Annotated in this window: 6 protein-coding genes and 4 pseudogenes; 8 read left to right on the top strand and 2 right to left on the bottom strand. The window is 53.8% G+C overall.

Features of this window, described 5'->3' with window-relative positions; translation table 11 throughout:
* The first annotated feature begins 182 nt into the window (after nt 1-182).
* The 3 genes and pseudogenes from ABDK09_22470 to ABDK09_22480 all read left to right on the top strand — a co-directional run bounded on the left by ABDK09_22470 (nt 183) and on the right by ABDK09_22480 (nt 6,744).
* A pseudogene (locus ABDK09_22470) lies at nt 183-1,971 on the top strand (protein-disulfide reductase DsbD).
* Nucleotides 1,972-2,350: 379 nt separating this feature from the next.
* Nucleotides 2,351-5,932 carry a pullulanase-type alpha-1,6-glucosidase gene (gene pulA / locus ABDK09_22475; GenBank protein XAW89416.1) on the top strand — a complete coding sequence of 1,194 codons (3,582 nt, stop codon included), beginning with the start codon at nt 2,351-2,353 and terminating at the stop codon, nt 5,930-5,932.
* A gap of 182 nt (nt 5,933-6,114) precedes the next feature.
* Nucleotides 6,115-6,744 carry a response regulator transcription factor gene (locus ABDK09_22480; GenBank protein ID XAW89417.1) on the top strand — a complete coding sequence of 210 codons (630 nt, stop codon included), beginning with the start codon at nt 6,115-6,117 and terminating at the stop codon, nt 6,742-6,744.
* A 2-nt stretch (nt 6,745-6,746) separates the two neighbouring features.
* On the opposite strand, the pseudogene ABDK09_22485 reads toward ABDK09_22480, so the two are convergent.
* Nucleotides 6,747-8,493, bottom strand: a pseudogene (locus ABDK09_22485) (potassium/proton antiporter).
* Between the two features lie 452 nt (nt 8,494-8,945).
* On the opposite strand from ABDK09_22485, the gene ABDK09_22490 reads away from it, so the two are divergent.
* A complete protein-coding gene (locus tag ABDK09_22490; GenBank protein XAW89418.1) occupies nt 8,946-9,155 on the top strand; it encodes a DUF4212 domain-containing protein in 210 nt (69 codons plus the stop codon).
* Nucleotides 9,156-9,167: 12 nt separating this feature from the next.
* Nucleotides 9,168-10,871, top strand: coding sequence for a sodium:solute symporter family protein (locus ABDK09_22495; GenBank protein XAW89419.1), 1,704 nt, complete (start codon nt 9,168-9,170; stop codon nt 10,869-10,871).
* Nucleotides 10,872-11,004: 133 nt separating this feature from the next.
* Here the strand turns inward: ABDK09_22495 and ABDK09_22500 are convergent.
* Nucleotides 11,005-11,680 (bottom strand): annotated as a pseudogene (locus tag ABDK09_22500) (7-cyano-7-deazaguanine/7-aminomethyl-7-deazaguanine transporter).
* Between the two features lie 421 nt (nt 11,681-12,101).
* On the opposite strand from ABDK09_22500, the gene gmk reads away from it, so the two are divergent.
* The 3 genes and pseudogenes from gmk (at nt 12,102) to spoT (ending at nt 15,296) form a co-directional block, all read left to right on the top strand.
* Nucleotides 12,102-12,725, top strand: a complete 624-nt coding sequence (gene gmk / locus ABDK09_22505) for a guanylate kinase (protein ID XAW89420.1) — start codon at nt 12,102-12,104, stop codon at nt 12,723-12,725.
* A gap of 138 nt (nt 12,726-12,863) precedes the next feature.
* Nucleotides 12,864-13,136, top strand: a complete 273-nt coding sequence (gene rpoZ, locus ABDK09_22510) for a DNA-directed RNA polymerase subunit omega (protein XAW89421.1) — start codon at nt 12,864-12,866, stop codon at nt 13,134-13,136.
* 38 nt (nt 13,137-13,174) lie between these two features.
* Nucleotides 13,175-15,296 (top strand): annotated as a pseudogene (gene spoT, locus ABDK09_22515) (bifunctional GTP diphosphokinase/guanosine-3',5'-bis pyrophosphate 3'-pyrophosphohydrolase).
* Nucleotides 15,297-15,427: the final 131 nt, after the last annotated feature.

Raw genomic sequence — 15,427 nt, forward strand, 5'->3', positions numbered from 1 at the left:
CCGCCTTGTTGTTCACAGACGAGGGTTCTTAACAGACGAGGGTAGTTAACAGACAAGGCCAACTGCAAAGGCCCGCAGAGATAGCAATATGCCAACGGCTTGATGAAATTTGACACAATGCGCCGAACTCAACGATAGTTCAGGTATAGTATGGGCGTTCACTTATTCAGAATATCCTAATGATGCGACTAATTTTTTCCCTAATTCTACTGCTGTGCGGCGCACTCAATTCACCCGCTTTTGCCGCATTTGGTAACAGTAACCCATTAACACTGGGCAACAGCAACAGCCGTTTTGTTACGGTGGATGAAGCGTTTGCCTTCAGTTACTTCCAGCAAGGCAATCAAATCTACCTCGATTGGCAGGTCAAACCGGGCTATTACCTGTATCAGGATCGCATCACGCTGCAGGGTAAAGATGTGCAGACCGGTCAGCTCGCATTACCGCCGGGTGAGCCTTATCATGATGAATTTTTCGGTGACGTGACTATCTACACCACCCCGCTGTCGGTCAATGTCCCGCTCAGCCAGTATCAGGCCGGAGCGCAGCTGACCATACAGTATCAGGGCTGCGCCAAGGCTGGCTTCTGTTACCCGCCGGAGACCCGGGTGATCGAGGTGAATCATTTTACTGACAGCAGCACGCCACCACCGGCGAAGACCCCAGTGGTAAAAGCGGCAGCGCTGACGCCGCCAACATCGCTGCCGAGCTCGCCTCAGGACTCACTGGCCTCACAACTGGCCGCTGCATGGTGGACACCGCTGCTGTTTTTACTGCTCGGCATCGGCCTCGCGTTTACCCCGTGTGTGCTGCCGATGTATCCGATCCTGACCAGTATCGTGCTGGGCGGAAACCCGCTTTCACAACGCCGCACCCTGTTGCTCAGCCTGGTCTATGTGCAAGGTATGGCACTGACTTATACCCTGCTCGGTTTGGTCGTCGCCCAGGCTGGTTTACAGTTTCAGGCCGCGCTGCAGCATCCGTATATATTAATCGGCCTGAGTCTGTTATTTGTCGTGCTGGCACTGTCGATGTTCGGACTCTACACCATCCAGTTGCCCGGCAAAGTTCAGACCTGGCTGACTAACCTGAGTAATCAGCAACAAGGCGGCAGCCTGGCTGGCGTGCTTGCCATGGGTGCGATATCCGGTCTGGTCTGCTCGCCCTGCACCACGGCGCCTCTGTCCGGAGCCTTATTGTACGTGGCCCAAAGCGGTGATTTACTGACTGGCGGGATTGCGCTGTACGCGCTGGCGCTGGGCATGGGCATTCCGCTGATTCTGGTCGCGATGTTCGGTAACCGTCTGCTGCCAAGAGGCGGCGCCTGGATGGACCGGGTCAAAACCCTGTTTGGTTTCATCCTGCTCGCCGCGCCGGTTTTCCTGCTGGAGCGCCTGCTGCCGGAGAGCTGGTCCACCGTTTTATGGTCAGCACTGGGCCTGGCCGCTTTCGGCTGGCTGTACCATGTCAAAAACAGCCTGCCGTTTGCTGGCTGGAAACAGAGCCTGCTCGGCATCATTGCCATTCTTGGCTTACTGGCCTCAGCGCAGCCAGCCCTGAACCACTGGTTTATGCCCGGCAGCGCCCAGGTGCAAAACGCGCCACAGATTGAGTTCACCCGCATAGCCGATGTTGCCGAACTTAATCAGCAACTGGCTAAAGCACGCACGGAAGGTAAAGCGGTGATGCTCGACTTCTACGCCGACTGGTGTGTGGCGTGTAAAGAGTTCGAGAAGTACACCTTCCACCAGCCAGATGTCGAGCACAAGTTGAGTAGCTTCGTGCTACTGCAAGCGGATGTGACCCGCAACCAGCCACAGGATATCGAACTGCTGCGTCAGTTGCAGGTACTCGGCCTGCCAACCATCGCGTTTCTGGGATACGCAGGGGCAGGCACTGGACTCGGCGCGTATCACCGGCTTCCTGCCCGCAGACGAGTTCCTCACCCATCTGCAGCAGCATAAGCTGTAACCAAGATCTAAGCTGTCGTCTCTGCAACCAGATATTTTAGCCGGCAAACTAAGCGGCTGAAATATCTGGTGTCCGTTGCCGCTTGCGCCGCTAATACCACCAGACTGCCCGCTCTTACGATACTCAACCCGCGCATAGTGTGCGCTGGATAGCTCACTCTCCGGTACTCATCCCTGCCTCTCAACCTTCAATATGTGCCAGAACTCACTACAACTCATCCCACACTTCGTGATTTTTGCTCCAGGTTAAGATTTTTTCTGGCACCAAATTATCTTTGCCAAACTGACTCACACTTTGTAGACCCCGACAGCTTCTAGCATGACGACTGAATAAATCCCGGGATGCACCGGATAAATCATAATAATCAGGAGTCAACCACGTGAACAAACCTACTCTGCCTCATTCGTTAATCTGGCAGGCGATGCTGCCGGTTATCGCCGCCGGGGTTCTGGCCGGCTGTAATTCTTCATCTGACCCACAAGCGGAGAGCAGTCCCCAAACGGTCACCGTGTATTACAAAGCCAGCGATGCAGTGACGACTTTCAGCTCTGACAGCAATGCCTACCAGAACGCCAGTCTGTATGTCTGGAACGATGACAACTGTAATGCCTTTGCCGGCGATACCAGCAGCGCATCTGACTGGAATCAGGGTTTAGCCCCTGATGGTATCGACGGTGAATTCGGTGCGTACTGGCAGCTCACTGTCAATCAGGATGCAACCCAGTGTGTCAACTTCATTCCTCGCGTGGACGGCAATAAAGTCCTTGGCGAATATGATGCCAAAATCGATCTGACCCAACTCGGCGCAGACAACCAGGTTTATACCCAGCAAGGTGTCGCAGCTGTCTATCCGGAGTTAATCCCGCTGGCTGACCTGCCCGCCGATACCACCCGCATTTATCTGCACAGTGAAGACGGCGACAGCTCCAACTTTACCCTGCATGTCTGGAATGAAGGCGAATGTACCAGCTATGCTGACAGTAATACGACCTGGCCGGGTTTAACCCCCACCGGCTTCAGCCCGACCTATGGAGCCTATTGGGATTTGCCGACTAACAGCGACAACAACTGCATCAATATCATCCCCAACAGTCATAGCAACGGCGATTACCAGACGGCCAACCTGAGTTTCGATTTCGCTCAGCAGGGTGCGATAGGTCCGATCGGATTTGTGTTTAAGGGCACCGACAAAGTTTATTATCAGCCTCTCGCCCGGTTACCGCAGACCCAGGTCGAATTAAGCGGCGCCAGTGCCATTTTTGCCGACGCAAATACCTTGCTGATAGCGTCAGCTGAGGCAACCTCTGTGGCCTTGTATTACTCAGCAGACGCCAGTATGAGCTTTGACGGCAACAGTAAAACGGTGAGTGGTTTTGATGCCGTGGTCAGCTCTGCTCAGGCAGCCAGTGACGGCTGGCAGAGCCGCAAACCCCACCTGGCCGGAGAGTTTCACGCCTTTCGCTTTGACTTTGCTGATGCCTCGCTCGATCTGAAAACCCTGCTTAAGGGGCAGCTATGGCTGGTGGCCAGCGACAGCAGCGGTGTGATAGCCGCAACCGAAGTGCAGCCGGCCAGTGCCCTGGATGCACTCTATGCCGATGCAGCCAGTCAGCTTGAGTACGGTGCTGTCGTCAACGGCAATACCACCAGCTTCCGCCTCTGGGCCCCAACCGCCCAATCGGTAGAGCTGATGGCCTATGATGACGATAAACAGCTGCAGGCGACGCTGGCGATGAACTGGGATCAGGGCTCAGGCAGCTGGTTTATTAACGATACCAGTCTGAGCCATGGTGATTTCTATCGGTACCGGGTCAAGGTCTACCATCCGGTGACCGATCAAGTCGAAGAGTACGAGGTGACCGATCCGTACTCACACAGCCTGGCGCTCAACTCGCAATACAGCCAGGTGGTTAACTTAGACAGTGCCGATGTCACTCCCAGCGGCTGGACAACGCTCACTGCACCTCACGCACAAAGTAATCCGGCCCAATTTGTGTTGTATGAAGCGCACGTACGTGACTTTTCCGCTTCAGATACCAGCATGCCCGCCCAATATCGCGGCAAGTTCAGCGCGTTCAGTCAGAGTGATTCTGCATCCGTGAGCCACCTAAAAGCACTGGCGGACTCAGGCGTCACCCATCTGCATCTGCTGCCGGTCTTTGATATTGCGACCATCAATGAAAACCCGGATCAAGTGGCCGATATCGACCAGCCATTCAGTAAGCTGTGCCAACTGCAGTCAAGTGTCAGCGCCGACAGCGAGTTTGGCGCTTACTGCGCCGGGAATGACACTCTGGCCGAGGTGTTCAGCGCTTTGCAAAGCGATGATCAACAGACTCAGGCCGTGCAGCGCCTGAATGCCCTGGTGCGTGATGTTGACAGTTTTAACTGGGGCTACGACCCATACCACTACACCGTACCGGAAGGCTCATATTCCAGCGATCCTGACGGACTGACCCGCATCCGCGAATTCCGCTCGATGATCATGGCGATCAAACAGGACATCGGCCTGAATGTGGTGATGGATGTGGTTTATAACCATACCAATGAAGCGGGCGTGTCCTCCAAATCGGTGCTCGACCGGATCGTACCCTGGTATTATCAGCGTCTGAATGAGTTCTCAGGCCAGGTGGAAAACTCGACCTGCTGCTCCAACACCGCGCCGGAAAACCGCATGTTTGCCAAACTGATTGATGACTCGATCAGTACCTGGGTGCGCGACTACAAAATTGACGCTTTCCGCTGGGATTTGATGGGCCACCATCCTCTGGCGCAAATCCAGCATACGCTGCAAGCCGCCCAGACGATTAATCCGGATGTCTACTTCTATGGTGAAGGCTGGAACTTTGGTGAAGTGGCCGATGACCGCATGTTTGTCCAGGCCAGTCAGGCTCATCTGGGCGGCACAGGTATCGGCTCATTTTCGGATCGCCTGCGTGACGCCGTGCGTGGTGGTGGTCCGTTCGACAGCCAGCAAGCGCTGCGCGCCAATCAGGGCTTTGGTAACGGTATCTACGTACAGCCAAATGAACTGGCCGCGAGCGATAATTTAGCCACCGCCTTACATCTTGCCGATTTGGTCCGGCTTGGCATGGCAGGTAACCTGAAAGCATTCACCTTTACCGACAGCCAGGATCACACGATCACGGGTGCCGAGCTGGACTATAACGGTCAGGCCGCCGGTTATGCCGAAGATGCATGGGAGATTCAGAACTATGTCTCCAAACACGACAACCAGACCTTATGGGATAACAACCAATACAAAATCGACTATGCCGCGTCTGCTGACATCCGGGTAAGAATGCAGGCTGTCAGCCTCTCTTCAGCCATGCTTGGCCAGGGAGTACCGTTTATCCACATGGGCAGTGAGCTGCTGCGTTCCAAGTCGATGCAACGCGACTCGTACGATTCCGGTGACTGGTTCAACCGGGTTGATTTCAGTATGCAAGACAATAACTGGGATGTCGGTCTGCCGCGCGCCGATAAAGACGGTGACAACTGGACTGTCATCCAGCAAGTGATCAACGGTGCCGGAGCAGCGGCCAAACCGGGCAACGCACAAATCAGTACCATGAACCAGTACTTCACCGAGCTGGCGCAATTACGCGCTTCTTCGGGATTACTGACGCTGGGTAAAGGCAGTGAAATCCTGCGCCGGGTGACATTCCATAATACCGGCAGTACACAGATCCCCGGCCTTATCGTGATGAAGATCGATAACAGTGCCTCGCTGTACGATGCCAATATCGATGCCGGACGTCAGGGCCTGATCGTCGTACTGAATGCGTCGCCGGATGCAGTGACTGATTTTGCCGGCGTGGAGGCCAGTGGCTACCAGCTGCACAGTATCCAGCAACAAGCGGGCAGCGCCTCGCTGGGTTTTGGCGCCAGCATCAACGCAGGCAAGTTGTCAGTACCGGCCTGGTCAGTCGCGGTTTTTGAAGCGCCGCTCAGCAACTGATGGTATCTGACGGACTAGCGTAAATCAGCGCCGGACGTAATACTCGACGTCCGGCGCTTTTTTGTTGCATTCGTCTGACCCAAAATAGGGATATAGTTCAGACTTTTAGTGTGTGAAGATTGTCCATATTTTCAAAGCAGACAATAATTTATTCAACTTGTTTGTTAAAAGTGCGCACACTCATGGACTCAACCTACACCATCATCATCGCCGATGATCATCCGTTATTTCGTAATGCCCTGTTCCAGTCGGTTCATATGGCGGTCAGCGGGGCCAACCTGCTGGAAGCGGATTCTCATGATGCGCTGCTGACGCTGCTGGAAAAAGAGCCGGAACCGGATTTGCTGCTGCTGGATCTGAAAATGCCCGGAGCCAATGGTATGTCCGGCCTTATCCATCTGCGTGCGGAATACCCGGAGCTGCCGATTGTCGTGGTGTCCGCCAGTGAAGACGCATCTGTGGTTTCGCAGGCTAAATCACACGGTGCGTTTGGTTTTATTCCTAAATCGAGTGATATGCGCACGCTGATCAGTGCCATTAACCAGGTACTGGGCGGTGAACCCTATTTTCCGGAAGGTCTGGTGACCGACGGCAGCAGCTACAATGATTTAGCAGAAAAGATTGCCACTCTGACACCGCAGCAGTACAAGGTACTGGGCATGCTGTCCGATGGCCTGCTCAATAAGCAGATCGCCTATGAACTCAATGTCTCGGAAGCGACCATCAAAGCGCATATGACGGCCATCTTCCGTAAACTCGGGGTGAAAAACCGCACTCAGGCGGTGATTTTGCTCAACGAATTGAACGAGTAATCTTACTCACCCGGCTCAGTTTGCTCATCATCCGGCGGCAGACGTAAGCCGACTTTGGTCACTTTCCAGTCCACCACATCGGCCACGACCCAGTACAACCCCTGCCATTCAAAATGGTCACCAAGTACCGGGGTGGCACCAAGGTGCTCACCAACCAGATCGCGTAGTGTTTTGCCTTCAATCCCCTCACCCAGATCCAGACCGTACAGCATGGCGACATCCGACAGTCTTGCCTCGATGTCGAGGAAGAAATCACCGAAGAAACGCGCCAGAGATTCTTTGTGCGGCGCTTCACTGAACAGACGGCTGAGCGCTTCCAGATCTTTATCCTGCGCCAGAACACACAAGGTGTCACCTTCCTGCAGCTTGGTACTCCCGGACGGGTGGAACAGCTGTTTATCGCGAAATACAGCGGCAATCCGCGTCCCTTCCGGCATAAACAAATTACGCAGCGGTTCGCCGATACACCATTTGTCCTCTTTCAGGGTATAAACCAGCAGCTCCCATTCGCTGGTCGGAAACACCTCAACTCCGGTACGTGAAATCGGCTCAGGTTTGGGTGGCAGCTCCACTTTGGCCAGTGCCATCGCTTTGGTCAGCGTGCCGCCCTGCACTATCAGCGAGACCATCACCACGAAGAATGCCAGATTAAAATAGAGCTGGGCTCCGGGCAGGCCCGCCATCATAGGGAAGACCGCCAGAATGATAGGCACCGCGCCACGCAGGCCGACCCAGGAGATAAACCATTTTTCCCGGGCAGTAAAACTGCGAAACGGCAGTAAACCAATCCAGACCGAAATCGGCCGCGCAAACAGAATCATGCCAAACGCCAGTGCCAGACCCGGCAAGGCAATCGTGACCAGATTGGATGGCGTGACCAGCAGGCCAAGGACCAGGAAACATACCGATTTGCGCCAGCCAGGTCATGCCGTCGAGCACGTTAAGAATCGAATGACGACTGCGGGTCGGACGGTTACCGATCAGCAGGCCGACCAGATAAATCGACAAAATACCGCTGCCGCCGAGCGCATTGGACAACGCAAAAATGATCAGACCGCCGCTGACGGTTAAAATCGAGTACAGGCCTTCCGGCAGTTGATTACGGTTAATCAGCTTCCACAGTAACCAGCCGCCAATCAACCCCAGCGCCGCACCGATACCAAATTGCTGAATAAAGCTCAGCGCGAGGAAACCGATACTGAGCTCACTGCCGCTGCTGGACAGCACCGCAATCATGGTGACGGTCAGAAAAACCGCCATCGGGTCGTTGGTACCGGACTCAATTTCCAGTGTCGAGCCGACCCGTTCATTGAGGCTGCGCCCTTTGAGCAGAGAAAATACCGCCGCCGCATCAGTCGAACCAACAATCGCGCCGACCAGAATGCCCTGCAGTAAATCAAGGTCAAACAACCAGGTCGCCATCAGCCCGGTCAGTGCGGTCGTAATAGCCACCCCGATGGTCGCCAGGGAGACCGACGGCCAGAAAGCGACCCGGAAACTGGCCACCCGGGTGCGCATCCCGCCATCGAGCAGGATCACCGCCAGGGCCAGGTTACTGACCAGATACGCGATCGGATAATTATCAAACAGAATACCACCGACACCGTCTTCACCGGCCAGCATGCCCACGGCGAGAAACACCAGCAGAATGGGAATGCCCAGTTTGGATGAAACCGGACTCAGCAGCACACTAAGAGCGATCAGCAGTGCACCGACCAAAAAAAAACTGTTGATGGTAATTGCGTCCACTCTCACTCCTTCTGCTTACTGAAACATAACAACGCACCGCGGTCACGGCTTATCTATTGTGCACGAAAACCGCCGCTTGTGACGAAAAGTTTGTGTAAACAAATACCTCGCGGCCATATCGGCTGCGAGCAAGATGCGACACCCGGCATTTTAAACAGACTGGTCTAACCACAAACCGTATTCTCTGCCGGGTTAGACCTTTGGCTAATTTAACACAACGTTAACAATGCACCATCCCAGTGCTACTGAGCTAAACCACTCATTTAACACCACAAGCTCTGCTTTTAGTCACGACTAAAGTTGCACAGATCCCTTGCCTTTTCGCTGCTACATTACAAAGAGTAACATTACGTTAACACTACATCTACTCAGACAGCTACGGAAGGAGAAGGCTATGTCGTTCGAGTCCACAGAAACACGCTCAAGCCTACTGGAAGGAAAACTTGAGAATAATGGGATCGCTGCTGGCGATCTGGTTCATTGTTTCTTACGGTGCCGGCGTTTTATTCGTCGATGCACTCAACACAATCCATCTTGGCGGCTTCAAACTGGGATTCTGGTTTGCTCAACAAGGTTCGATCTACACCTTTGTCGCACTGATTTTCATCTATGTCGCACGCATGAACGCGTTAGACAAGAAGTATAACGTACAGGAAGACTAAGAGGTTTCGCACATGGATATTCAAACTTGGACGTTTTTATTGGTTGGCCTGTCATTCGCCCTGTATATCGGTATCGCGATTTGGGCCCGTGCCGGATCAACCAGTGAGTTTTATGTGGCGGGCGGCGGTGTCCACCCGGTAGCGAACGGCATGGCGACCGCGGCGGACTGGATGTCGGCAGCATCGTTTATTTCTATGGCGGGTATCATCTCTTTCATTGGTTACGATGGTGCCGTTTATCTGATGGGCTGGACCGGTGGTTACGTGCTGCTGGCACTATGTCTGGCACCTTACCTGCGTAAATTCGGTCAGTTCACGGTTCCGGATTTCATCGGCGAACGTTACTACTCCAAAACAGCGCGTATGGTTGCGGTGTTCTGTGCCATCTTCGTCTCATTCACTTACGTGGCGGGTCAGATGCGTGGTGTAGGCGTAGTGTTCTCGCGCTTTTTGGAAGTCGACATCAACATCGGTATCGTGATTGGTATGGCCATCGTGTTCTTTTACGCTGTACTTGGCGGCATGAAAGGCATCACTTACACCCAGGTGGCACAGTTCTGTGTACTCATTTTCGCCTTCCTGGTTCCGGCTATCTTTACCTCTATCATGATGACAGGTAACCCGCTGCCACAAATCGGTATGGGTTCAACCTCCGTCGGCTCTGACGTTTATCTGCTTGATAAACTGGACGGTCTGACGCAGGAACTCGGCTTTACCGCGTATACCGAAGGCAATAAGAGCATGGTCGACGTGTTCTTTATCTGTGCTGCACTGATGGTCGGTACTGCGGGTCTGCCACACGTTATCATCCGCTTCTTTACCGTACCAAAAGTACGTGACGCACGTATCTCTGCCGGTTGGGCACTGCTGTTTATCTCACTGCTGTACACCACAGCACCTGCGGTCGCTGCGTTTGCCCGCGTCAACATGATCGACACCATTAACGGTCCGGATATGCAGGGTGTCCCTGCGGCGCAAGCTCCAAGCTGGTATAAGAACTGGGAAAGCACTGGCCTGGTCAGCTGGGAAGATAAGAACGGCGATGGCAAAATGTTCTACTCTGGCGATGAACGCAACGAGATGAACATCAACCGCGACATCATCGTACTGGCCTCACCTGAGCTGGCTAAACTGCCAAACTGGGTTGTGGGTCTGCTGGCCGCCGGCGGCCTGGCAGCAGCACTATCAACCGCAGCGGGCCTGCTGCTGGTGATCTCAACCTCCATTTCGCATGACTTGCTGAAAAAAGGCTTTAAACCGAATATGACCGACAAGCAGGAACTGCTGGCAGCGCGTGGCGCGGCGGTCGTGGCGATTGTTGCCGCCGGTTATCTCGGTATCAACCCTCCGGGCTTCGTGGCTCAGGTGGTGGCCTTCGCCTTCGGTCTGGCAGCGGCTTCCTTCTTCCCGGCCATTATCCTCGGCATCTTCTACAAGCGGATGAACAAAGAGGGGGCAATTGCGGGCATGGTAGCGGGTATTGCCTTTACCGCGGCGTACATCATCTACTTCAAGTTCATCAACCCGGCAGCCAGCACTCCGGACAACTGGTTCTTCGGTATCAGCCCTGAAGGTATCGGTACTCTGGGTATGTGTCTGAACTTTGTGGTCTCTATTGTAGTGAATAAATTCACCGCTGAAGTACCGACCGAAGTACAGGACATGGTGGAATCTATCCGCTTCCCTAAAGGTGCTGGCGAGGCACACTCGCACTAAGCTGGGCTCAGCAAAGCCAAATAATTGCTGTAAACAAAAAGCCCGGGTCTGAACTGACCCGGGCTTTTTCATTTGACTCGTTTTATTGACGCGCCGCTTTATTTGCTACCAGTTTGTCTGGCAACCGCTTCGATTACGGGCACTGCTGCAGAGCCGAGGTTTGCGGCTGCTGCAACGTGGTCAGCTTCGCGACCAGGTAGTTGAGCAGTACACCGTACATCGGCACAAACAGGCCCAGGCTGATGATGAGCTTAAAGCTGTAATCAACCAGGGCAATTTCACTCCAGTGTTCAGCCATAAACGGATCCGGACTGTGATAAAACGCAATCGCGAAAAACGCCAGCGTATCCAGCGCGTTACCAAACAAGGTAGAGGCCGTCGGCGCGACCCACCACTGCTTCATCTGACGCAGGCGGTTAAACACCTGCACATCCAGCATCTGGCCGAGCAGGTAGGCCATAAAGCTGGCAATCGCAATCCGGGCCACAAACAGGTTAAATTCGCCCAGCGGCGCCAGGCCCTGAAACTGACCCTGATAAAAAATCACCGACAACAGGTAGGAAACCACCAGCGACGGCACCATGACCAGAAAGATGATACGCCTTGCCAGCGCCGGACCATAAATCCGCACGGTCAGGTCGGTAGCGAGAAAAATAAACGGAAACGTGAACGCGCCCCAGGTGGTATGAAAACCAAACAGGGTGAACGGGATCTGGACCAGATAATTACTGGACGCAATGATGATTAAATGGAACAGGACCAGAAACGGTCAGGGCTTTGCGCTGTTGCGCAGACGAAAACGGACTCATATTGTACCTTTTTGGTTTGGTTTGGGGGCGAGGGAACCCAAATGGAAACCGCAGTTTCCCGGCAAATTATTCGGTCGCACGGCGAAAATTCAGCCAATCGCGACGGGGCGGCGATTATACCGCAATCTATTTAGCCTGCAACAACCCGTTTGTCCTGTAATAATCCGTTTGACCTGCAAGCGGCTGGCTGGTGATAAAGATACCTGACCGGGGGAACGATCTGTACTCCGGCGATCGGCGCAGTTTGGATCAAGGCGGATGACCTTTTGCTTGAGAAGATCCTGAAGATCGTGCTAATCTTCGCCTCCATTTTTCTGACCTAAATGCCCTCTCTGAATCAGGCGAACACGGTCAGAACTGCTTTCAGGCTGCCCAACCGCCAGGTTGAGCACACGATCCCAACCAAAGTGGAACCGAACTAATGGGCAAAGGTACTCTATATATTGTCTCTGCACCGAGCGGCGCAGGAAAATCGAGCTTGATCTCAGCATTGTTGGAACGTAACCCGACCTATGCGATGAAAGTCTCGGTCTCGCACACCACGCGTGGCATGCGCCCGGGTGAACAAGATGGCGTCCATTACCATTTCGTCCAGAAAGAACACTTTGAAGAGCTGATCGGCAAAGGCGAATTTCTTGAGTACGCCGAAGTATTCGGTAACTATTACGGTACCTCACGGGTATGGATTGAAGAAACCCTGAATAAAGGCATCGATGTGTTCCTTGACATCGACTGGCAGGGTGCTCGTCAGATCCGTACCCAGATGCCCCACAGCAAAAGTATCTTTATTCTGCCGCCGTCCAAAGAAGAGCTGGAGCGTCGTCTCAACGCTCGTGGCCAGGACAGCGAAGCGGTGATTGCCAAGCGCATGAGCGAAGCACAGTCGGAAATCTCCCACTACGGCGAGTACGACTACGTGATCATCAACGATGATTTCGACGTCGCGCTGATCGACTTTAAAGCCATCATCCGTGCAGAAAGATTGAAGCAGGATAAGCAAGCTGCTAAATATAGCACTATGCTGTCTGAGCTTCTGGCGGAGTAAGCCCGCCCCGCCTTACTCTGCGGTGGTTGCACCGCAGATAAGGATTAATGAATTTGCCAGCCTGTCGCTAGTATCTCACCGCGTTAGGCTGTATACTTTCTCGTCATTCAACATTTTAGTTAACTATTTGGAGTTCTCATGGCACGCGTAACTGTTCAAGACGCTGTTGAAAAAGTTGGTAACCGTTTCGACTTGGTTCTGATTGCGGCTCGCCGCGCTCGTCAAATGCAAACTGGCGGTAAAGACTCTCTGGTGCCGGAAGAGAACGATAAGCCAACGGTTATCGCTCTGCGCGAAATCGAAGAAGGTCTTATCACTAAAGATGTGCTAGACGCGCGTGAACGCCAAGAGCAGCAAGAGCAAGAAGCGGCAGAATTGGCAGCGGTAAGCAGCATCGTGCACAACCGTTAATTCTGCCTCAGGAATTAATCAACACTCGGGCCTGAAATTTGTATCTATTCGATAGCCTCAAAGATGTTGCCCAGGAATATCTCACAGAGCCTCAAATTGAGGCTCTGCGCCAATCTTATGTGGTGGCAAGAGATGCCCATGAAGGGCAAACCCGCTCCAGCGGTGAACCTTACATTATCCACCCCGTTGCCGTTGCCCGCATCCTGGCCGAAATGCGCCTGGATCTGGAAACCCTGCAAGCCGCTCTCCTGCATGATGTAATCGAAGACTGTGATGTCACCAAAGAAGATTTGGAACAGCAGTTTGGTCAGGCAGTCGCAGAACTGGTCGATGGCGTATCCAAACTGGATAAACTCAAATTCCGCGATCGCAAAGAGGCCCAGGCCGAAAACTTCCGCAAAATGGTTCTCGCCATGGTGCAGGACATCCGCGTTATTCTGATCAAGCTTTCTGACCGCACCCACAACATGCGCACCTTAGGTGCCCTGCGTCCGGATAAGAAACGCCGTATCGCGCGCGAAACGCTGGAAATTTACGCCCCGCTCGCCCACCGTCTTGGTATCCACAACATCAAGAGTGAGCTTGAAGAGCTCGGCTTTGAAGCCTTATATCCTAACCGCTATCGCGTGTTAAAAGAGGTGGTTAAAGCGGCGCGCGGTAACCGTAAAGAGATGATTCAGCGCATCCACAACGAAATCGAAGATCGTCTGCAGGAAGTCGGTCTGCCGGCACGCGTGCTCGGGCGCGAGAAAAACCTGTTCTCCATCTACAACAAGATGAAAACCAAAGAACAGCGTTTTCACACCATCATGGATATTTACGCCTTCCGCGTGATTGTCGATACCGCCGATACCTGTTATCGCGTCCTCGGTCAGGTACACGGCCTGTACAAGCCACGTCCGGGGCGAATGAAAGATTACATCGCAGTCCCCAAAGCCAACGGCTATCAGTCTATCCACACGTCCATGGTCGGCCCGCACGGCGTGCCGGTCGAGGTACAGATCCGTACTGAAGACATGGACCAGATGGCGGATAAAGGTGTTGCGGCCCACTGGTCTTACAAAGCCAATGGCGAACGTGGCGGGACCACGGCACAAATTAAAGCGCAGCGCTGGATGCAAAGCCTGCTTGAGCTGCAGCAAAGTGCCGGCAACTCCTTTGAATTCATTGAAAACGTTAAATCGGATCTGTTCCCGGACGAGATTTACGTCTTCACACCAAAAGGCCGGATTGTCGAACTGCCGGTCGGCGCGACCGCAGTCGATTTTGCCTACGCAGTGCATACCGATGTGGGTAACACCTGTGTCGGTGCCCGTGTTGATCGCACGCCTTACCCGCTGAGTAAACCACTCAAGAAACGGCCAGACGGTAGAGATCATCAGTGCGCCGGGCGCGCGCCCGAATGCAGCCTGGCTCAACTATGTCGTCACCTCACGCGCACGTACCAAGATTCGTCAGGTACTGAAAACCATGCGCCGTGAAGAATCGATTTCACTCGGTCGTCGTCTGCTCAACCATGCGCTGGGTGGCCCGTCACTGAGCGACATCGGCCAGGAAAGCCTCAATCAGGTCCTGAGCGATCTCAAGATCGCCAGTGAGAACGATCTGCTGGCAGCGATTGGTCTGGGTGAGCTGATGAGCATCGTCATCGCGCGTCGTCTGCTGGGCGATGCAGAAGCTCTGACCGCGACCAGCAGCAATGACGGTAAGCCGAAGAAGAAACTGCCAATCCGCGGTGCGGAAGGCATTCTGCTGACCTTTGCCAACTGTTGTCATCCGATCCCGGATGATTCAATCATTGCCCATGTGTCACCGGGGCGTGGTCTGGTTGTACACCGTGAAACCTGTCCGAACGTACGTGGTTACCAACGTGAGCCGGACAAGTACATGGCGGTGGAATGGACCCGTGACTACGATCAGGAGTTCATTGCCGAACTGAAAGTCGACATGCAGAACCGTCAGGGCGCTCTGGCCGAACTGACCAATGTGATCTCGAAGACCGGCTCAAACATTCATGGTCTGTCGACCGAAGAACGCGATGGCCGTCTCTACACAGTGACTGTGTTGCTGACCACCAAAGACCGTGTTCATCTGGCCGGCATCATGCGTAAGATCCGCACTATGCCGTACACCCTCAAGGTGCGCCGCAGAAAACACTAGATCCCGCTGATTGACAATGCCCGCGCATCTGCTTGCGGAGCTTGCAGCAAGGGAAATCATGCCCTTGATAGGCCAACCTATCAGGGGCATTTTTATTCATATGGCCCGCCCGGAGGAAACGGCCATACTAT

It is taken from the genome of Vibrio sp. CDRSL-10 TSBA (genome assembly GCA_039696685.1).
Lineage (GTDB): Bacteria > Pseudomonadota > Gammaproteobacteria > Enterobacterales > Vibrionaceae > Vibrio.